Here is a 17,914-nt window from a genome sequence, read left to right on the forward strand (position 1 = left end):
GGTCGTTGTCATCGGATGCTGAACCTCGCCTGCGTGCCCTGCTCAAGCATGTCGGCGCTGGCCCGGTACAGGTTGCGCGACACGTAGCTGGACACCTCTGCCGCGCGCTGGCGCAACCAGGCGGCCTTGAGCCGGCGGGCCTCGGCGATCTCTGCGGCCGCGCCGTCGGCCGTGGCCAGCAGGTCGATCACGTGCAGCGCCAGCTGCACGCGGCCCTGGTCGGCCAGGGCGCTGGCCTGGTCGATCACGGCCTGCTTGTCGGTGATCGCGTCGGCCACCGCCCGGCCCACGGCCTCGGGCGGCTCGGGGTGCAGCGAGGTCGGGTTGCGGTCCCACCAGCCATTCTCCGAGCGGTAGATGTCCCGCACGATGTAACTGGGATCACCGTACGCGGGCTTCATCCACTCGACGCCGAACAGTTCGTCCGGCAAGTGGATGCGCGCCAGCAGTTCGCGCTCGCCCAGGCCCTCGTTCATGAGCCGCACCACCTCGGCGCGCAGCCAGCGCAGCGCGTGTGCCGTGTGTCCGAGCACGTGCTGCACCTCCGCTTCGCCGACGATGCTGGGGCCGAACTCGCGCACCGCCAGCCGCGGGCCGAGCGCGGCCAGCGCGTCCAGCGTGTCGGCCCAGCGCACGGTGTCGCGCAGCGTGCGGAACGGCGTGCCGATGTTGGGGATGGAATCGATCAGCGCCGCGCCACCGTACAGCACGCGCTGCGCCGGGCTCCACAGCGCGATCGCGTCGTCGGTCTCCGATGGCGCCCAGCGCAGCTCGATGCGGCGCTCGCCCTGGCCGATCGCCAGCACTTCGTCGAAGGTCTCGACCGGCGCGTGCAGCGGCAGCCGCTGTGCGAAGAAGCCGGCCGGCCGCCGGAACTGGATCTCGGCCATGCGCTGCTGCAGCGCATGCGTCTCGCGGTAGCGCGCCAGGCGGCGCGGCACGTTGCGGTGCGCGATGACACGCGGCGGCGCGTCGCCGCGTTCGGCGGCATGCGCCAGCCACTGCGGCAAGCCCGCGTTGTAGCCGATGTGGCCATGGCTGAAGCACAGCGCGTGCAGCGGCGCGTCGGACAGCCGCCGCACCGCCTCGAGCATGCCCTGCGTGACCGAGCCGCCGGGGCCGGTGTCCACGACGACCAGGCCGGCATCGGTCTCGGCGACGAAGGACTGGCCCTGGCCGCGCAGGATGTGCAGGCCCGGCGCCACGGTCTCCGTGCCGCTGCCGACGATCAGGAACGGCTTGTCCTCGACGGCGTTGCTCATGCCAGCTCCTCAACGCGCGTCACGGCCGGCAACGCATAGCGGCCGTCCAGCAGCTCGGCACGCGGCACATAGGCGCGCAGGCACAGGTAGAAGCCACCCACAGGCGCCGGAAGCCAGTTGGCGCGCGCGGCGGCATCGGCCGGCGCCGCGTGCGCGATGTGCAGCGTGAGCCCGCCATCGGCGTCGCGCTGCAGGCCGGGCGTGCGGTCGCCGATGGCGTAGCGGTCGATCGGGTTGTCCACCAGCATGTAGTCGCCGCTGTCGTACAGCGTGATCGACCAGAACGCATCCACCGGCGGCAGCGCGCCGGGCGCGAAGCGCAGCCGGTAGCGCCGGCTGCCGTCGAGCGCCTGGCCGGCGGCGTCGCGCCAGGCGATCGGGTAGGTCGCCTCGCGGCTTTCCAGCATGCCGATGTACTTCAGCGCCACGAGCGCGCGGAGCAGATGGTCGCCGCCGAAGCTGCCCTCCACCACCGGCATCAAGGTCCAGCCCGAAGCCGTGACCTCGCCGGCCTGCTGCTCGCGCATGCGCGGCAGGACCGCGTCGAGCGCGGCCTGCAGCAGGTCGCGCTGGGCCGCGTCCGGCGGGCCGGCGTCGGCGCCGATGCCCAGCGCCGCGAAACGCGCCCAAAGCGCGGCCTCGGCCGCAGGCGGCGGGTTCTCACGCAACGCGCGGTTGACCTGGTCCACGAAGTGCGCAGCCCCGAGCGGCGCCTTCGGGTCGCAGGCCGGGTCGAAGGCCAGCGGGCGCGGCGCCGCGCCCGCCTGCCAGTCGGCCAGCGGCCGCACGGTGAAGCCGTCCTGCAGCGCGTTGACGGCGGCCACGTCCTGCGGGCCGTCGACCAGGATGCGGCCGATGATCCACAGCCAGCGCGTGGGCGCCGCGATGTGCGCGCCAGGCACGTCGAAACCGGCCGGCAGCGGGCCCGCCCAGCCCGGCGGCGTGACCAGGAACGCGCGCGCCCGGGTGCCCGTGCGCCGCTGGCCGATGTGGGCGAAGGGCTCGGTGTAGAAGTCCAGCAGGCCCAGCACGTAGTAGCGCCCCGCCGTGTCCGGCACGTCGATCACGAGCGGCCCGGCGCCCAGGTCGAGCCAGGCATTGGTGTACAGCGTGTCGTTGTTGGGCGTGACCACGCGGCTCTTGCCGGCGCCCAGCAGTGCGCGCGCATGCGTGAACACGTTGCACCAGCGCTGGCCCTCCGGTGCCGCGCCGGCGCCATCGGTGCGGCGCGGCGAGGTGGCCGCACGCATGCGGGCCATCTCGTAGAGCGGGTAGGCGCTGACCACGGCCTCTTCGGCCAGCGCTCGGTTTGCGATCGCGGCCACCATCTCAGGCCTCCACCGCTTGGAGCGCCGGGATGCGCCAGCTGCGCACGCCCTCGCGCGGGTGGTACAGGCGCAGGATCAGGTAGAAGGGGCCGGCCGGCGTCGGCAGCCAGTTCGCGGTGCGTGGCGGCGGCGTGTGGCCGAAGTCGATCTGCAGGCTGCCGTCGGCGTCGAATTGCAGGCCCGGCGTGCGGTCGCCGATGGCGTGCCGGCGCGCTGCGTTGCGGTACAGGAAGCGGTCGGCGTCGTACAGCGTGACCGACCAGAAGGCCTCGGCCGGCGGCATCTCGTCGGGCGCGAAACGCAGCGTGTAGCGGCGGCGCCCGTCCAGCGGCGCGCCCTGGCTGTCGAAATGGCCGGCACCGTACAACGCCTCGTCCGTGGCCAGGGCGCCCAGCCCGATGTAGGCCGTCAGCGCGCGCGCCAGGTAGTCGTGGCCATAGCGGCCTGCGCGCGAGGCCAGCACCCAGGGCCGGGCGCGGCGGCTGCGCGCGGCCGCGGCCACCAGCGCGACGCCTTCGGCGAAGCCTTCGACCAGGCCTGCACGCAGCGGCGCGTCCATGCCGTCCCAGGCCAGGTTGCCACCGGCCACCAGCCCGGCCTGGCCGAACCAGGCGACGAGGCCCTGGTCCTCGGTGCGGCCCGGCGCGTCGGCGAGCGCGCGGCACAGGTTGGCGAAGAACGGCGGCGCCACCTGCGCGGCGGGTTGGCCCTGCTCGAAGCAGGCGGCCATCGCGTCGAAGGGCGCGCCTTCCCAGTTCTCGACGCCGCGCGGCCGCCGCCCGGTCAGCGTGCCCGGCGCGGGCGCCAGCCCGATGCCGGCCTGCAGCGCGCGCGCGGCCGGCCAGTCGGCCTCGTCGCCGGCGAGGATGCGGCCGATCAGCCAGACCAGCGTGGTCGGGCAGCGCAACACGCGGTGGCCCGCCAGCGCCTCGGGCACCTGGCCACCCGGCCCCACCAGCAGCACCGTCTCGCCCACCGCCGCGCAGTTGCGCGGGCCGAGGTTCTCGAAGTTCTCTGTGTACGCGTCGTACAGCGCGAGCACGAAATAGCGGCCCCGATGCGCGGCCGAAGACGGCACCGTCAGCAGGCGCGGTCCGTCGCCCAGGTGGATCCAGCCCGTGCTGTAGAGCAGGTCGTTGGCCGGCGTGACGATGTCGCGGTCCTGGTCGGTCGAGGGGCGCGGGCTGTGGTGCAGCCGGTCGATCGGCACGCGTGCGTCCGAGCCCTCGTCCGCGCCTGCCGCCGCCGCCGAGGTCTGCAGCCGGCAGGTGCGGAAGGATTCGACCAGCGGGTAGCCGTAGACGAAGGCCGACAGGCCGATGGCGCGGGCCTGGGCCTGGCGCGCGGCGGCCAGAGCGGCCGGGGATGGTGGGGTATGCATGGGGTGGTCTCCTGGTTCGACGGTTTCAGTCCAGCTTGACGCCGGTGGCCTGGATCAGCCGCAGCGTGACGGGCAGCGACTGGCGGTAGGCGGCCGCGGCTTCCTCGGGCGTGTTCCCGACCGGCTCGGCACCGAGCTCTTCGATGCGGCGGCTGACCTCGGGCTGGCGCACGGTCTCGGCCACGGCGCGGCCGATCCTGGCCACCACCGCGTCGGGCGTGCGGGCCGGCGCCATCAGCGAGGTCGGCCCGGTCTGGGCGTAGACCTCGTCGGGGTAGCCCTGCTCGGCGAAGGTCGGCACCGTGGGCAGCGCCCGTGCGCGCCGCGTGCCGGCCACGGCCAGCGGACGCAGCTTGCCGGCCGCGATATAGGGCTGCAGCGTGGTGACGGAGCCCACGGTCATCTGGATGGTGCCGGCGATCAGGTCGATCGCCATCGGCCCCTCGCCCTTGTAAGGCACGTGCAGGGTGCGCAGGCCGTAGGTCTTGTCCATGTAGACCTGGACCTGGTGCGGCTGCGTGCCGGGTCCCCAGGAGCCCATGGCATAGCGCCCCGGTGCCTGCTTCAGCGCGGCGACCAGGCTGCCGACGTCCTGCGCCGGCACCGAGGGGTGCACCGCCAGCACCGTGCGCATGGTGGCGACGTCGGAGACCATGCGCAGGTCGGTGCGCGGGTCGTACGGCAGCTTGCCGTACAGCGCGAGGTTGGCGGCCACGGGGCCCGGCGTGGTCAGCAGCAGCGTGTGGCCGTCGGGCGCGCTCTTGGCCACATGGTCGGTGCCGATGATGCCGCCCGCGCCGCTGCGGTTCTCCACCACCACGGGCTGGCCCAGCTTCCTGGAGAGCCTCTCGGCCAACAGGCGCGCCAACGTGTCGGTCGAGCCGCCGGGCTGGTACTGCACGATGATGCGGACCGGCTTGGACGGGTAGTCCGGCTCGGCCGCGCCCGCCATGCCGAGCCAACCCAGGGACGGCAGCGCCAATGCACCGCCCAGCAGGTGGCGGCGGCGCGTCATGCGGCGCTCCCGACGACCAGCGCGTCCACCGCCACGCAGCCGCCCTCGCCCGCCGGGCGCGCGATCAGCGGATTGATCTCCGCGCTGGCCAGCGTGTCGCCGGCGCGCAGCGCGAAGTCCGCAAGCGCCTGCAGCGTGGCGGCCAGGGCGTCCCGGTCCACCGGCGGGCGGCCGCGCGCACCGTCCAGGATGGCGGCACCGCGCAGTTCGCGCAGCATGGCCTGCGCGTCGCCCGGCGCCAGCGGCAGCGGGCGCAGCGCCACGTCGCGCAGCGTCTCCACATGGATGCCGCCCAGGCCGAACATCAGGATGGGCCCGAACACCGGGTCGCGGTGCACGCCGGCGATGCACTCCACGCCGGCGCCATCCACCATGCGCGCCACGAGCGCGCCGTCCAGCCGCGCACCGGGCAGCGCGGCCCGCGCGCTGACGCGGGTGCGTTCGAACGCGGCGCGCACCTGGGCTGCGCCCTGCAGCCGCAGCGCCACGCCGCCCACGTCGGACTTGTGCGCGATGTCGGCGCTGACGACCTTCAGGGCCACCGCACCGCCCAGGGCTTCGGCCGCCGCGGCAGCCTCGTCGGCGCCATGCACCACCCGGTAAGCGACCACGGGCACGCCCGCATCGGCCAGCAGCGCGAGCGCCGCCGGCTCGGACAAGGCGCCCGGCGCCAGCACGACCGGGGTGCCCCGCGGGGGCGCGGCAGCGGCCACCGCCGCACCGGGCGCGGGCAGGCCGGCCAGCGCGGCGATGGTGCGGATGCCGTCCGACGGGTCGGCGAACACCAGGCAGCGCATGGCCTCCAGTTCGGCGCGCCGCGCGGGCGACAGCAGCGTGCTGATGGCCAGCAGCGTGTCGGGATAGGCCTCGCGCAACGCGGCCACGAGGCTGCGCAACACCGGCCAGAACGCATCCGACGCGCCGGCCGCCGCCAGGAAGCCCAGCCACGATGCAAAGCGCTGGTCGTCCAGCATCACGCGTGCGCTGCGCTCCATCAACGTCATGTCGTTGGTGACCTGGCCGGTGATGTCGACCGGGTTGCGCGGCGCCGCGAACGGCACCCAGTCGCGCAGGCGGTCCTGCGCGGCAGTGCTGAGCGGCCGCACATCCAGGCCCTGGGCGCAGGCATCGTCTGCCATCAGCGCGCCGACGCCGCCCGACAGCGTGAACAGCCCGATCGAGCGGTCGCGCGGCCGGCCCGCCACTGCGGCGCTGTGGGCCAGGTCGAAGAACTCGGTCAGCGTGCGCGCGCGCAGCACGCCGTAGCGGCGGAAGACCGCGTCGTAGACCGCGTCGTCGCCGGCCAGAGCCGCCGTGTGCGAGGCAGCGGCCTGCGCACCCAGTGCGGTGCTGCCGACCTTGACCATCACCACCGGCTTGCCCGCGGCCTGCGCCAGCGCCAGCGCCGCGCGCAGCCGCGGGCCGTCGCGGCAGCCCTCGATGTAGCCCATGATCACGTCGGTGCCCGGATCCTGCGCGAGCCAGGCCAGGCAGTCGGCGAACTGCACATCGGCCTCGTTGCCAGTGGTGGCCCAGAGCGACAAACCGACGCCGCGCTCGCGCGCCATGGCATAGGCATAGGCGCCGAACGCACCCGACTGGCTGACCAGCCCGATGCGCCCGGGCTGCACGCGCCCCACGTTGGGCGCGGGCGAGAAGGTCGCGTACACATGGCGCGCGACGTTCATAAAGCCCAGGCAGTTCGGCCCGATCAGCCGCACGCCGGCCGCACGCGCCCTGGCGCCCAGCCGTGCCTGTGCCGCCGCCCCGTCCGCGCCGATCTCGGCGAAGCCCGACGAGAACAGCACCACGCCCTTGACGCCAGCGGCCACCGCGTCGTCGAACGCACCATCCACCAGCGGCGCGGGCACGGCCAGGATCGCCAGGTCCACCGGCTGGCCGATGGCGCGCAGGCTGGGCCAGGCCGGCAGGTCCTGGATGCGGTCGGCCTTCGGGTTGACGGGATACACGGCACCGCCGAAGCCGAAGCGGCGCTGGTAGTCGACCGGGATGCCACCGATCTTCTGCGCGTTGGACGATGCGCCCACCACCGCGATGGAGCGCGGTGCGAACAAGGCCGACAGGCCGGCATGCTGGGAAGTGAAGAGGTCCATGGTCCTGGCTTTCAGAAGGTGTGGCGGATGCCCGCCGCGAGCACGCGCACGCCATCGCCGCTGTCCGCAACAACGGGAACGCCGGCCAGCGTTGCCGAGGCGCCGCTGCGGTTGTCCAGGCCGAGCCAGCGCGCGTACAGCGCGGTGCGCTTGCTCAGGTGGTGGTCGTAGCCCAGCGTCCAGGCGACTTGCGCGCGCGCGCTGCCGTCCACCTTGCGCCGGATCGCCTCGACGATCAGCGTGGACACCGGGGTGACGGGGTACGAGGCACCGAGCGCGAACAGCACGGCGTCCGGCACGCCCGGCAGACGCGCCGTGGTGCGCATCCCGTGCGCGTACAGCGCCAGATCGGTGAACTGGTAGCTCGCGCTCAGCGCGTGGTAGGTGGTGACGGCCGGCACTGCCACCGGCGCCGCGGCCGAGCCGGAGCGCACACGCTGGAACGCATAGCCCACGTACCAGGGTTTGCGCTGCCAGCCGAACGCGGCGCCCTTGAACTCCCCGCTGCGCCGGCTCGACGTGGCCGCCTTGCCCGGCGCATAGGCGATGTCTGCGACGAAGGGGCTGGCCACGGGCGTGCGGTAGCGCAGCATGCCGCTGGCGCGCGCTGCAAACGCCGTGATGCCGGGCTGCGCGTCGGTGGCCGACACCAGGTTCAGCGGCGAGAACACGGCGTTCACGCCGTAGGGATCGGCCTTGAACAGCGTGTAGAACATCGGCGTGTACATGCGGCCCGCGTCGAGCTGGCCCCAGGCGCCGGAGAGGCCCACGAAGGCCTGGCGCGAGAACGCGAGGCTGGGACCGGGCAGCGTGCCGGCGCCGGTTTCGGGGTTGTAGCCGGCCTCCAGCAGAAAATGCGCTTCGAGACCGCCGCCGAGGTCCTCGGTGCCGCGAAAGCCGATGCGCGAGGCGGTGTGTCCGCCATCCTTGAGCCCTGTCGTGGTATGGCCGCCCGAACTGTCGCGCGACAGGTACAGGTCGGCCGTGCCGTAGAGCGTCACGCTGCTTTGCGCGCACGCACCGCCCCACGCCGCGAGCGCGAACACCGCGCCGGCTGTCTTGTTCATCTGCCTTGTCTCCGTGCTTGTAATGACCGGCTCTACGATAGAAACGCCTGCCGAACGAATCTGTCAACGCGTTGACAGATTTGCCAACATGGCGCCCGTGAGAACCCTGTGACGCAGACCGACCCCACCCTTGCCGACGGCACCGACAGTGCCGCGCTGATGACCCGCGCGCTGCGGCTGGTGCAGCTGTTCAGCACCTGGCCCGATGCGAGGCTGGCGCAACTGATCCGCTCGGCCCGCCTGCACCGCTACACGCGGCGCACGCAGCTGCTGTCCGACGACCGGCACAAGCGCGAACTGCTGGCGGTGGTCTCGGGCTGCCTGGAGATCAGCAGCAGCAGCGCGCAGGGCCGCAAGTACGTCAACACGCTGCTCGGCGCGGGCCAGGTGGCGCCGCTGGTGCGCCTGCTCGACGATGTGCCGCTGCCCTACGACTACCACGCGCACGAGGACTCGGTGATCGTCCACCTGCCCTGCGACGCAGTGATCGCCGTGCTCGATGCGGAACCGGTGCTGTGGCGGGGCGTGGCCCAGCTGGCGCTGCAGCGCCAGCGCCAGAGCGTCGCGCTGCTGCAGAACCAGATGCTGGCGCCGGTGCGCGCCCGCGTGGCGGCCACGCTGCTGAGCCTGGCGCAGATCTACGGTGCACAGGACCAGGGCGGCCTGGACCTGCGCGTTCGGCTCTCGCAGAACGACCTGGCGGCCATGCTCTCGCTGTCGCGCCAGACCATCAACAAGGAGCTGGGCCGGCTGGTCGAGGAGGCCGTGATCGAACGCCGGTACAAGCACATCACCATCGTCGATGGCGAGGCACTGCGCCGCATCGCGGCGCTGCCCTGAGCGGACTCAGCCGCGCCCGCGCAGCGTGGCCGAAGGCGCCTCGCCGAAGCGCTGCGCATAGGCCTGGGCGAACCGGCCCAGGTGCGTGAAGCCGCAGTCCAGTGCCACCGTGGCCACGGTGGCGTGGGCCTGCGGTTCGCGCAGCCGGCGGTGCGCCACGTCGAGCCGCAGCGCGCGCAGGTACTGCATGGGGCTGCAATCGCGCGCCTGCTGGAAGGCCTCTTGCAGCGTGCGCACCGGCACGCCGGCGGCGCCTGCGATGTCGGCCATGCGCAGCGGCTCGTCGGCGTACTCGCGCATGTAGGCCTCGGCGCGGCGCACGCAGGCGCGGCCGCCCTGCCCTGTCCGCAACACGGGCGCGGCCGGCACCTCCTGCCAGGGCTGGCCGGCCAGCAGCAGCTGCACCAGCAGGCGCTCCATTTCCAGCGCCACCAGCGGATGCGCGTGCACGGCTGCCAGCATGGGCTCGGCGTTGAGCAGCAGGTGCAGCTGCTGCAGCCAGGCCTGCAACGCCGGGCGGCGCAGGTCGAAGGCGGTGTCGAAGCGGATCGGCCGGCCGGCGTGGGCTTCCAGCATGCGGCGGTCCAGCCGCAGCACCAGCTGTTCGGCATCGGCCGACAGCGCAGCCAGGAAGCGCTCGCCAGGGGCGCAGGCCAGGCCCTGCAGGCCGCGCGTCTGCAACGCTTGGCCACCGACCAGCGTGTCGGCCTGGCCGCGCAGGCAGAACATCAGCAGGTGGTAGTCCTCCACATGCTCGACATCCACGCGCATGGCCTCGCCGAAGGCGATGGTGCCGATGCCGATGCCGCCCACGCGGAGATAGTCCATGTGGGCACGCCCGCCGTGCGCGCGCGCGATCGGCTGCAGGCCGTGCGGCTGCATCACGCGCGAGATGCGCTCGCGCGTGTCTTCCAGGTCGTCGGATTCGAACAGGCGGCGCGCACGCAGCAGCGCGGGCTCGAACGCGCAAGGCGTGGCTGGACGGAAGGTCTGGCTGGGCAACACGGGTGCTCTGGCGCAAGAAGCGCGCCAGCGGCGCCTGGCCGCAAACGGCTGCGCAAAACGGACGACCCCGCCGTGCTGCCGCGCAAAGCGGATAGCCAGCGCCCCCTGGGCCTTCCAAGAATGGCCCCACCCGCCGCCCCGGTGCGGCGCATGCCAGGAGGACCCGACCCATGAACCACCCCGTCGACATCAGTGCACTGAAATCGATCAAAGCCACGGCCGAGGCGGCCCGGCTGGTGCATTTCCCGCAGGCCGACGGCTCGCGCGTGCCCTACGAAGTCTTCAGCTCGCAGGAGGTTTTCGAACGCGAACAGGAGCGCATCTACCGCGGCCCGACCTGGAGCTTCGTCGCGCTGGACGCCGAGATTCCCAACCCAGGCGACTACAAGAGCACCTTCGTCGGCGACACGCCCGTGGTCGTCACGCGCACCGAGGACGGCGGCGTGGCCGCCTGGGTGAACCGCTGTGCGCACCGCGGCGCCATCGTCTGCCGCAACGCGCGCGGCAACGCCACATCGCACACCTGCGTCTACCACCAGTGGAGCTTTGACACCCGCGGCAACCTGCAGGGCGTGCCGTTCCGGCGTGGCCAAAACGGTGCACCGGGCATGCCGGCCGACTTCAACCCGAAGAACCACGGCCTGCGCCAGCTGCGCGCCGAGAGCTACAGCGGCCTGGTGTTCGCCAGCTTCAGCGCAGAGGCCCCGCCGCTGGCCGAGTACATCGGCCCGCAGATGGCGCCCTGGGTCGACCGCGTGATGCACAAACCGGTGGTGTACCTCGGTTGCACACGGCAGTACGCGCGCTCCAACTGGAAGCTGTACTACGAGAACGTGAAGGACCCCTACCACGCCAGCCTGCTGCACCTGTTCCACACCACCTTCAACATCTTCCGCGTGGGCATGAAGGCGCGCTCCATCGCCGACGTGCGGCACGGCCTGCACAGCATCATCACGGCGACCAAGGTGGACGAGAGCGACACCGCCACGGCCTACAAGCAGCAGGCCATCCGCTCGATGGACGAAGGCTTCCACCTGGAGGACGACTCGGTGCTGGGCTTCGTCTCCGAGTTCGCCGAAGACTGCACCAACCACATCCAGACCATCTTCCCGCAGCTGGTGCTGCAGCAGATCCACAACACGCTGGTGGCGCGCCAGGTGCTGCCCAAGGGCCCGGGCGAGTTCGAGCTGGTTTTCCACTTCTTCGGCTACGCCGACGACACGCCCGAGCTGCGCGCGTTGCGCATCAAGCAGGCCAACCTGGTCGGCCCGGCCGGCTACATCTCGATGGAAGACACCGAGGCCACCGAACTGGTGCAGCGCGGCACGGCGCGCGACGCCGACGCCACCTCGGTCATCGAGCTGGGCCGCTCCGACCCGACGCGCGAGGACACCATGGTCACCGAGAACCTGATCCGCAAGTTCTGGACGGGCTACCAACAGCTGATGGGGTATTGAGATGACGACGACGCTTGCAGAACGCCCGGCCACCACATCTGACGCGCCGGCCACCATCGACAGCCTGCTGCTCTGGTTCGAGATCCACCAGCTGCACGAGCGCTACTGCGCCGCGCTGGACAACGACCGGCTGGAGGAATGGGCCACGCTGTTCACCGAGGACTGCCTGTACGAGATCGTGCCCAAGGAAAACGCCGACCTGGGCCTGCCCATCGGCCTCATCCACTGCAACAACCAGCGCATGCTGCGCGACCGCGTCGTATCGCTGCGCCACGCCAGCATCTACGAGGACCACAGCTGCCGCCACATGACGGGCGGGCTGGTGCTGGCACCGCAGGCCGATGGCAGCGTGCACGCCGAGTCGAACTACGTGGTGGTGCAAACGCGCACCAACGGCGAGAGCTTCGTCTACCAGGCCGGCCGCTACCTCGACCGCATCGTGCGCACGCCGCAAGGCTGGCGCTACGCCGAGCGCCGGGTCATCTACGACACCTCGCGCGTCATCACCCTCCTGGCAACCCCCATCTGACATGGACACCACCATCCTGCAGCCTGCGGCCTGGACCGACGTGGGCGAGCCCGATGACTTCCCGGACGGCGCGGTGTGGCCCGTCGTGGCTGGTGGCATGCCGATTGCTATGTTCAGGCAAGGGGAGTCGCTGCATGCGCTGCACGACCTGTGCACGCACGGCAACGCCCGGCTGTCGGACGGCTACGTCGAGAACGGCCGCATCGAATGCCCGCTGCACCAGGGCCTGTTCGACATCTGCACCGGCGCGGCCTGCGGCGGCCCGGTGACCGAGGCCGTGCGCAGCTATCCGGTGCGCGTGCGCGACGGCCGCGTCGAAGTCGCCACGCCGCTTCTCCCCTGATCCGATCTGTCCATCCCACGGAGTTCCCATGCCCGCACCGATTCGCCTTGCCACCCTGCGCCACACCGGCCTGTTCCTCACGCTGGCGCTCGCGGCCGCCGCGCCGGCCCTGGCCGCCGACCCGATCAAGGTCGGCCTGGCGCTGGACATCTCGGGCCCGTTCGCGGCCGGCGGTGCCGAGACGCGCGACGCCATCAACCTGGCCATCAAGCTCTTGGACGGCAAGCTCGGCGGCTACCCGGCCGAGTTCCTGCAGGCCGACACGGCTGGCAGCCCCGACCAGGCCAAGCAGGTGGTCGACCGCTTCATCCAGCAGAACAAGATCGACTTTTTCACCGGCCCCACGCCATCGAACGTGGCGCTGGCCGTGGGCCCGGCCCTGTTCGCGGCCAAGGTGCCCTTCATCACCAGCAACCCCGGCCCCAGCCAGTACGCCGGCGCGCAGTGCAACCCCTACTTCTTCGGCCAGAGCTACCAGAACGACACCTGGGACGAGGCCGCCGGCCAGTGGGCCACCGACAAGGGTCTGAAGAGCTCGTTCATCGTCGCGCCCAACTACCCCGCGGGCCGCGACCACCTGACCGGCTACAAGCGCTTGTACAAGGGCGAGGTGGTGGCCGAGGTCTACACCAAGGTTGGCCAGCTCGACTACGCGGCCGAGCTCGCGCAGATCCGCGCGGCCAAGCCGCAGGCCGTGTACTTCTTCCTGCCCGGCGCCATGGGCATCAACTTCATCAAGCAGTTCGTGGCGGCCGGCCTGTCGCGCGACATCCAGCTCGTGACCGGCCCGGCCTCGGCCGACGAGGACACCATCGCCGCCGTCGGCGAGCCCATGCTGGGCCTGTTCTCCACCTCGCAGTACTCGCACGACGTGCCGAACCCGGCCAACCAGAAGTTCGTCGCCGAGTTCCGCAAGGCCTACAAACGCTACCCGACCTTCTATGCCGCCCAGGCCTACGACGCCGTGATGGCCATGGACGCCGCCGCGCGCGACACCAAGGGCAACGTGAAAGACCGGGCCGCCGTGCTCAAGGCCCTCAAGGCCGCCAACTTCCAATCGATCCGCGGGCCGTTCAAGTACGGCAACAACAACTTCCCGGTCCAGGACTACTACCTGCGCGTGATCGGCAAGGACGCCGAGGGCAACATCACGAACAAGACGCTGTCCACGCCATTGAAGGGCTACCAGGACGCCTACCACCAGCTCTGCAAGATGAAGTGAACGCGCGCGCCGCATGACGACCACGCTCTTCATCGAACAGATGCTCAACGGCATCGGCTACGGCCTGATGCTGTTCCTGCTGGCCGCCGGCCTCACGCTGGTGTTCGGCATCATGGACGTCATGAACCTGGCGCACGGCTCGCTTTTCATGGGCGGGGCCTACGTGGCGGCCAGCGTGCACACGCTGACCGGCTCCTTCATCGGCGCACTGCTCGCGGCGCTGGCGGTGACCGTGCTGGTGGCGCTCGCGCTCGAGGCCCTGCTGGTGCGCCGGCTCTACGGGCGCGACCACCTGTCGCAGGTGCTGGCCACCTTCGGCATCATCCTGATTGCCGACGACCTCGTGAAGATGGCCTGGGGGCCTTCGCCCATCATGGCCTCGGCACCGGCGGCGCTGGCCGGCCCCATCGAGCTGATCCCGGGCCTGCCCTACCCGGCCTACCGCTTCGTGATCATCGCGGCGGGCGTGCTGGTGGCGCTGGGGCTGTACCTGCTGGTGAACCACACGCGCGTGGGCATGCTGGTGCGCGCCGGCGCCTCGAACCGCGCCATGGCCGAGTGGATGGGCGTGCGCGTGGACCGCGTGTTCTCACTCGTCTTCCTGCTCGGCGCAGCCCTCGCGGCGCTGGCGGGCGCGCTGATGGGCCCGCTCACGGCCGTGCAGGTCGGCATGGGCGAGGAGATCCTGATCCCCTCGCTCGTGGTGCTGGTCATCGGTGGCATCGGCTCGGTGCGTGGCGCCTTCGTGGCGGCCATGCTGGTCGGGCTGGTGGACACCATCGGCCGCGCCTTCGTGCCGATGGCGCTGCGCAGCGTGCTGCCGCCCACGCTGGTCTCCGACCTGGCGCCGCTGATCGCCGGCCTGGCCACCTACGCGCTGATGGCCGGCGTGCTGGCCTTCAAGCCGACCGGCCTGTTTCCCGCACGGGGATGAACGCCGCCATGCATTCCTCGCCTTCCCCGATGCAACGCTGGCTGCCCTGGGCCGCGTTCGCCCTGCTCGCGGTCTTCCCGCTGCTGGCCCCCCTGCTGGGGCTGGACTACTACATCAACTTCGTGCGCCGCGCGCTCGTCTTCGCGCTGGCCGCGGCCAGCCTGAACTTCATCCTGGGCTACGGCGGCCTGGTGGCGCTGGGCCACATGGGCTTCGTGGGCGTGGGCGCCTACACGCTGGTGGCGCTGGCCGATGCGGGCCAGACCTCCGCCTGGCTGATGTGGCCGGCCGCGATGGGGGTGGCCGGTGGCGCCGCCGCGCTGATCGGCCTGGTGGCGCTGCGCACGCGCGGCGTGTACTTCATCATGATCACGCTGGCCTTCGCGCAGATGCTGTACTTCGTGGCGGTGGCGCTGCGGGCCTACGGCGGCGACGACGGCTACAACCTCATGGAGCGCCCGCAGTTCGGCCTCGGCCTGGACAGCACGCACGAGCCCACCTTCTACTGGGTGGTGCTGGCGCTGTGCGTGGCGGTCATGCTGCTGCTGAACCGTGCCACCACCTCGCGCTTCGGCCATGCGCTGATGGGCATCCGCGACAACGAGACGCGCATGCAGGCCATGGGCTTCCCGGTGTTCCGGCTGCGGCTGGCGGCCTTCGCGCTGGCCGGCGCGCTCGCAGGCCTGGCGGGCGCGCTGCTGGTCTCGCACAACAGCTTCGTGAGCCCGCAGATCATGCACTGGACACAATCGGCCACGCTGGTCGTGATGGTCGTCATCGGCGGTGTCGGCCGGCGCTGGGGCGGGCCGGTGGGCGCTGCGGTGTGGATCGGGCTCGAAGAGGTGGTCAAGCTGCACACCGAGTACTGGCACCTGCCGCTGGGCGTGTTGTTGATCGCCATCGTGTTCCTGGCGCCGAAGGGGCTGGCCAGCCTGCTGGAGCGGCGCCAGCCCAAGGCCGCAGCGCTGCACCCACGGGAGGCATTGCCATGAGCCTGTTCCAGGTCGAAGGACTGGTCAAGCGGTTCGGCGCGCTGCTGGCCACGGACCACGTGAACCTGGGCGTGGACGCCGGCGAGATCCACGCGCTGATCGGTCCCAACGGGGCCGGCAAGTCCACGCTCGTGAACCTGATCTCGGGCCTGTTCGCGGCCGATGCCGGCCGCGTGCTGCTCGATGGCCAGGACCTCACCCGATTGCCCATGCACGACCGCGTGCGCGCCGGCCTGTCGCGCTGCTTCCAGATCACCAGCATCTTCCGCGAGGCCACCGTGCGCGACAACCTGCTGCTGGCCGCGCAGGCCCATGCCGGCTCCAGCTTCGGCATGCTGCGCGACCGCCGGCATGAGCGCCCGCTCGCCGACACCGCGCAGGCGCTGGCCGAGCGCGTGGGCCTGGCGGCCGAGCAGCACCGCGTGGCCGGCACGCTGCCGCACGGCGCCCAGCGCAAGCTCGATGTGGCGCTGGCCCTGGCCGCCAATCCCAAGCTGCTGCTGCTCGACGAACCCATGGCCGGCATGGGCCCCGAGGACTCCGAGCGCATGACCGAATTGATCCACACACTCAAGCGCGACATGGCGATCCTCTTGATCGAGCACGACATGAAGGCCGTGTTCGCACTCGCCGACCGCATCTCGGTGCTGGTCTACGGCAAGGTCCTGGTCTCGGGCAGTGTCGAGGCGATCCGCGGCAACCCGCAGGTGCAGGCCGTCTACCTGGGCACCGAAGACACCACGGGAGCACCCGCCTGATGGCCGCCCCTGAACCGCTGCTGCAGGCGCGGCAACTGCAGGCCGGCTATGGCGCCAGCCAGGTGCTCTTCGGCGTGGACCTCGACATCCCGGCCGGCCAGGTGATCACCCTGCTCGGCCGCAACGGCATGGGCAAGAGCACGACCATCAAGACGCTGATCGGCGCGCTCGCGCTGCGCGGCGGCAGCGTGCGCTTCGGCGGCCAGGCGCTGGCAGGCCTGCGGCCCGACGCCATCGCGCGGCTGGGCGTGGCCATCGTGCCCGAGGGCCGGCAGTGCTTTCCCAACCTCACGGTGCGCGAGCACCTGCTGGCCTTCGCCGACCAGCGCAACGGGCAGCGCGGCGGCTGGGATCTGGCCCGGCTCTATGCGCTGTTCCCGCGCCTGAAGGAGCGGGAGAACAACATGGGCAACCAGCTCTCGGGCGGCGAGCAGCAGATGCTGGCCATCGCACGCGCGCTGTCGACCAACCCGCGGCTTCTGATCCTGGACGAAGCCACCGAGGGCCTGGCGCCCGTCATCCGCGAGGAAATCTGGCGCTGCCTGGCCCAGCTCAAGGCCAACGGGCAGACCACGCTGGTGGTCGACAAGTACATCGACCGCCTGCTGGCGCTGGCCGACCACCATGTGGTGCTGGAGCGCGGGCGCGTGGTCTGGCAGGGCAGCTCCGCGGCGCTGGATGGCGACCGCGGCGTGTGGGCGCGCTACCTCGGCGTGTGACGCAGCGCCTCAGCGCCCCCAGCGCAGCACCAGCGGGTCGAGCCGCCGGGCCGTCTCCAGCAGGCCCTTGCGCACCTCGGGGTGCATGGCAGGCCAGGGGCTGCGTGGCAGGTCGCAATCGATCACGCCGCCTTCCAGCATCAGCGCCTTGGCCGCCAGGAAGCCGGCCTGCCGGTTCTCGTAGTTGATCAGCGGCAGCCAGCGCGTGTACTGCGCGATGGCCTCGTCGCGCTTGCCGGCGACATACGGGTCCATGATCTGGCGGATGCCGTCGGGGTAGCCGCCGCCCGTCATCGCGCCGGTGGCGCCAGCGTCCAGATCGGGGATCAGCGTGATGGCTTCCTCGCCGTCCCACGGGCCTTCGATGGCGTCGCCGCCCAGGCGGATCAGCTCGCGCAGCTTGCTGGCGGCGCCCGCGGTCTCGATCTTGAAGTAGCTCAGGTGCTCGATCTCCTGCGCCATGCGCGCGAGGAAGGCGGCCGACATCGGGGTGCCGGCGGCCGGTGCGTCCTGCACCATGATGGGAATGGAGATGGCGTCGGACACGCCGGCGTAGAACGCGTGGACCTGCGGCTCGCCTACGCGGAAGGTGGCGCCGTGGTAGGGCGGCATCACCATGACCATGGCCGCGCCCATGTCCTGCGCGCGGCGGCTGCGCTCGGCGCAGACCTTGGTGGAGAAGTGCGTGGTGGTCACGATCACCGGCACGCGGCCGGCCACGTGTTCCAGCACCGTACGCGTGAGCAGCTCGCGCTCGTCGTCGGCGATCAGGAACTGCTCGGAGAAGTTGGCCAGGATGGCGAGGCCGTGCGAGCCCGCGTCGATCATGAAGTCGACGCAGCGCTTCTGGCTGGCGAGGTCCAGGCTGCCATCTTCGCGGAAGGTGGTGGGGACGACGGGGAAGACGCCTTGGTAGCGGGGTGCGGTCATGGGGTGGCCCTGTTCAAT

General features: G+C 71.5%; 17 protein-coding genes. 9 read left to right on the forward strand and 8 right to left on the reverse strand.

What is annotated here, in order from left to right; all coding sequences use genetic code 11:
- Positions 1-8: 8 nt before the first annotated feature.
- The 6 genes from DES41_RS24495 to DES41_RS24520 are packed head-to-tail and all read right to left on the reverse strand — an operon-like array spanning position 9 to position 8,167.
- On the reverse strand, positions 9-1,262 hold the full coding sequence (locus DES41_RS24495; RefSeq protein ID WP_114470280.1) for an alkyl sulfatase dimerization domain-containing protein: 1,254 nt from the start codon (positions 1,260-1,262) through the stop codon (positions 9-11).
- Positions 1,259-2,590, reverse strand: coding sequence for a DUF1254 domain-containing protein (locus DES41_RS24500; protein WP_114470281.1), 1,332 nt, complete (start codon positions 2,588-2,590; stop codon positions 1,259-1,261). The genes DES41_RS24495 and DES41_RS24500 overlap by 4 nt, the downstream gene beginning before the upstream one ends.
- 1 nt (position 2,591) lies before the next feature.
- Complete coding sequence (locus DES41_RS24505) at positions 2,592-3,971, reverse strand: DUF1254 domain-containing protein (RefSeq protein WP_114470282.1); 1,380 nt, start codon at positions 3,969-3,971, stop codon at positions 2,592-2,594.
- A 25-nt stretch (positions 3,972-3,996) separates the two neighbouring features.
- Positions 3,997-4,986, reverse strand: a complete 990-nt coding sequence (locus tag DES41_RS24510) for a Bug family tripartite tricarboxylate transporter substrate binding protein (RefSeq protein ID WP_114470283.1) — start codon at positions 4,984-4,986, stop codon at positions 3,997-3,999.
- Complete coding sequence (locus DES41_RS24515) at positions 4,983-7,100, reverse strand: acetate--CoA ligase family protein (RefSeq protein WP_114470284.1); 2,118 nt, start codon at positions 7,098-7,100, stop codon at positions 4,983-4,985. Before DES41_RS24515 ends, DES41_RS24510 begins: the two co-directional genes overlap by 4 nt.
- An 11-nt stretch (positions 7,101-7,111) precedes the next feature.
- The gene (locus DES41_RS24520; RefSeq protein WP_114470285.1) at positions 7,112-8,167 is read right to left on the reverse strand and encodes a porin; all 1,056 of its coding nucleotides are present in this window, start codon (positions 8,165-8,167) and stop codon (positions 7,112-7,114) included.
- A gap of 108 nt (positions 8,168-8,275) precedes the next feature.
- On the opposite strand from DES41_RS24520, the gene DES41_RS24525 reads away from it, so the two are divergent.
- Positions 8,276-9,007, forward strand: a complete 732-nt coding sequence (locus DES41_RS24525) for a Crp/Fnr family transcriptional regulator (RefSeq protein ID WP_245965856.1) — start codon at positions 8,276-8,278, stop codon at positions 9,005-9,007.
- A gap of 6 nt (positions 9,008-9,013) precedes the next feature.
- On the opposite strand, the gene andR is transcribed toward DES41_RS24525, so the two are convergent.
- Entirely contained in the window at positions 9,014-10,009 is a 996-nt protein-coding gene (gene andR, locus DES41_RS24530; protein ID WP_245965857.1) for an anthranilate 1,2-dioxygenase regulatory protein AndR, read from the reverse strand.
- Positions 10,010-10,182: 173 nt separating this feature from the next.
- On the opposite strand from andR, the gene andAc reads away from it, so the two are divergent.
- From andAc to DES41_RS24570, 8 genes are read left to right on the forward strand one after another with little or no spacing between them, the layout of a single operon-like run.
- Positions 10,183-11,469, forward strand: coding sequence for an anthranilate 1,2-dioxygenase large subunit AndAc (gene andAc / locus DES41_RS24535; protein ID WP_114470287.1), 1,287 nt, complete (start codon positions 10,183-10,185; stop codon positions 11,467-11,469).
- A 1-nt stretch (position 11,470) separates the two neighbouring features.
- Positions 11,471-11,998 (forward strand): anthranilate 1,2-dioxygenase small subunit AndAd, encoded by a 528-nt coding sequence (gene andAd / locus DES41_RS24540; RefSeq protein ID WP_114470288.1) that lies wholly within the window; start codon positions 11,471-11,473, stop codon positions 11,996-11,998.
- 1 nt (position 11,999) lies between these two features.
- Positions 12,000-12,341, forward strand: a complete 342-nt coding sequence (locus tag DES41_RS24545) for a non-heme iron oxygenase ferredoxin subunit (protein WP_114470289.1) — start codon at positions 12,000-12,002, stop codon at positions 12,339-12,341.
- Positions 12,342-12,369: 28 nt separating this feature from the next.
- Complete coding sequence (locus DES41_RS24550) at positions 12,370-13,563, forward strand: ABC transporter substrate-binding protein (RefSeq protein ID WP_114470290.1); 1,194 nt, start codon at positions 12,370-12,372, stop codon at positions 13,561-13,563.
- A gap of 13 nt (positions 13,564-13,576) precedes the next feature.
- On the forward strand, positions 13,577-14,497 hold the full coding sequence (locus tag DES41_RS24555) for a branched-chain amino acid ABC transporter permease (protein ID WP_114470291.1): 921 nt from the start codon (positions 13,577-13,579) through the stop codon (positions 14,495-14,497).
- 29 nt (positions 14,498-14,526) lie between these two features.
- A complete protein-coding gene (locus DES41_RS24560) occupies positions 14,527-15,489 on the forward strand; it encodes a branched-chain amino acid ABC transporter permease (protein WP_211333068.1) in 963 nt (320 codons plus the stop codon).
- The gene (locus tag DES41_RS24565; RefSeq protein WP_114470292.1) at positions 15,486-16,247 is read left to right on the forward strand and encodes an ABC transporter ATP-binding protein; all 762 of its coding nucleotides are present in this window, start codon (positions 15,486-15,488) and stop codon (positions 16,245-16,247) included. Before DES41_RS24560 ends, DES41_RS24565 begins: the two co-directional genes overlap by 4 nt.
- Complete coding sequence (locus DES41_RS24570) at positions 16,247-16,966, forward strand: ABC transporter ATP-binding protein (RefSeq protein WP_114470293.1); 720 nt, start codon at positions 16,247-16,249, stop codon at positions 16,964-16,966. Before DES41_RS24565 ends, DES41_RS24570 begins: the two co-directional genes overlap by 1 nt.
- A gap of 9 nt (positions 16,967-16,975) precedes the next feature.
- Here DES41_RS24570 and DES41_RS24575 read toward each other — a convergent pair whose 3' ends face one another.
- Positions 16,976-17,896: a dihydrodipicolinate synthase family protein gene (locus DES41_RS24575; protein ID WP_114470294.1), complete on the reverse strand. Its 921-nt coding sequence runs from the start codon at positions 17,894-17,896 to the stop codon at positions 16,976-16,978.
- Positions 17,897-17,914 lie beyond the last annotated feature (18 nt).

Origin of the sequence: Pseudorhodoferax soli (genome assembly GCF_003337555.1) — a bacterium.
Lineage (GTDB): Bacteria > Pseudomonadota > Gammaproteobacteria > Burkholderiales > Burkholderiaceae_C > Pseudorhodoferax > Pseudorhodoferax soli.

Coding starts and splice junctions, on each gene's coding strand:
- DES41_RS24495 (WP_114470280.1), bottom strand. CDS start 1,262: ATGAGCAACGCCGTCGAGGACAAGCCGTTCCTGATCGTCGGCAGCGGC.
- DES41_RS24500 (WP_114470281.1), bottom strand. CDS start 2,590: ATGGTGGCCGCGATCGCAAACCGAGCGCTGGCCGAAGAGGCCGTGGTC.
- DES41_RS24505 (WP_114470282.1), bottom strand. CDS start 3,971: ATGCATACCCCACCATCCCCGGCCGCTCTGGCCGCCGCGCGCCAGGCC.
- DES41_RS24510 (WP_114470283.1), bottom strand. CDS start 4,986: ATGACGCGCCGCCGCCACCTGCTGGGCGGTGCATTGGCGCTGCCGTCC.
- DES41_RS24515 (WP_114470284.1), bottom strand. CDS start 7,100: ATGGACCTCTTCACTTCCCAGCATGCCGGCCTGTCGGCCTTGTTCGCA.
- DES41_RS24520 (WP_114470285.1), bottom strand. CDS start 8,167: ATGAACAAGACAGCCGGCGCGGTGTTCGCGCTCGCGGCGTGGGGCGGT.
- andAc (WP_114470287.1), top strand. CDS start 10,183: ATGAACCACCCCGTCGACATCAGTGCACTGAAATCGATCAAAGCCACG.
- andAd (WP_114470288.1), top strand. CDS start 11,471: ATGACGACGACGCTTGCAGAACGCCCGGCCACCACATCTGACGCGCCG.
- DES41_RS24545 (WP_114470289.1), top strand. CDS start 12,000: ATGGACACCACCATCCTGCAGCCTGCGGCCTGGACCGACGTGGGCGAG.
- DES41_RS24550 (WP_114470290.1), top strand. CDS start 12,370: ATGCCCGCACCGATTCGCCTTGCCACCCTGCGCCACACCGGCCTGTTC.
- DES41_RS24555 (WP_114470291.1), top strand. CDS start 13,577: ATGACGACCACGCTCTTCATCGAACAGATGCTCAACGGCATCGGCTAC.
- DES41_RS24560 (WP_211333068.1), top strand. CDS start 14,527: ATGCAACGCTGGCTGCCCTGGGCCGCGTTCGCCCTGCTCGCGGTCTTC.
- DES41_RS24565 (WP_114470292.1), top strand. CDS start 15,486: ATGAGCCTGTTCCAGGTCGAAGGACTGGTCAAGCGGTTCGGCGCGCTG.
- DES41_RS24570 (WP_114470293.1), top strand. CDS start 16,247: ATGGCCGCCCCTGAACCGCTGCTGCAGGCGCGGCAACTGCAGGCCGGC.
- DES41_RS24575 (WP_114470294.1), bottom strand. CDS start 17,896: ATGACCGCACCCCGCTACCAAGGCGTCTTCCCCGTCGTCCCCACCACC.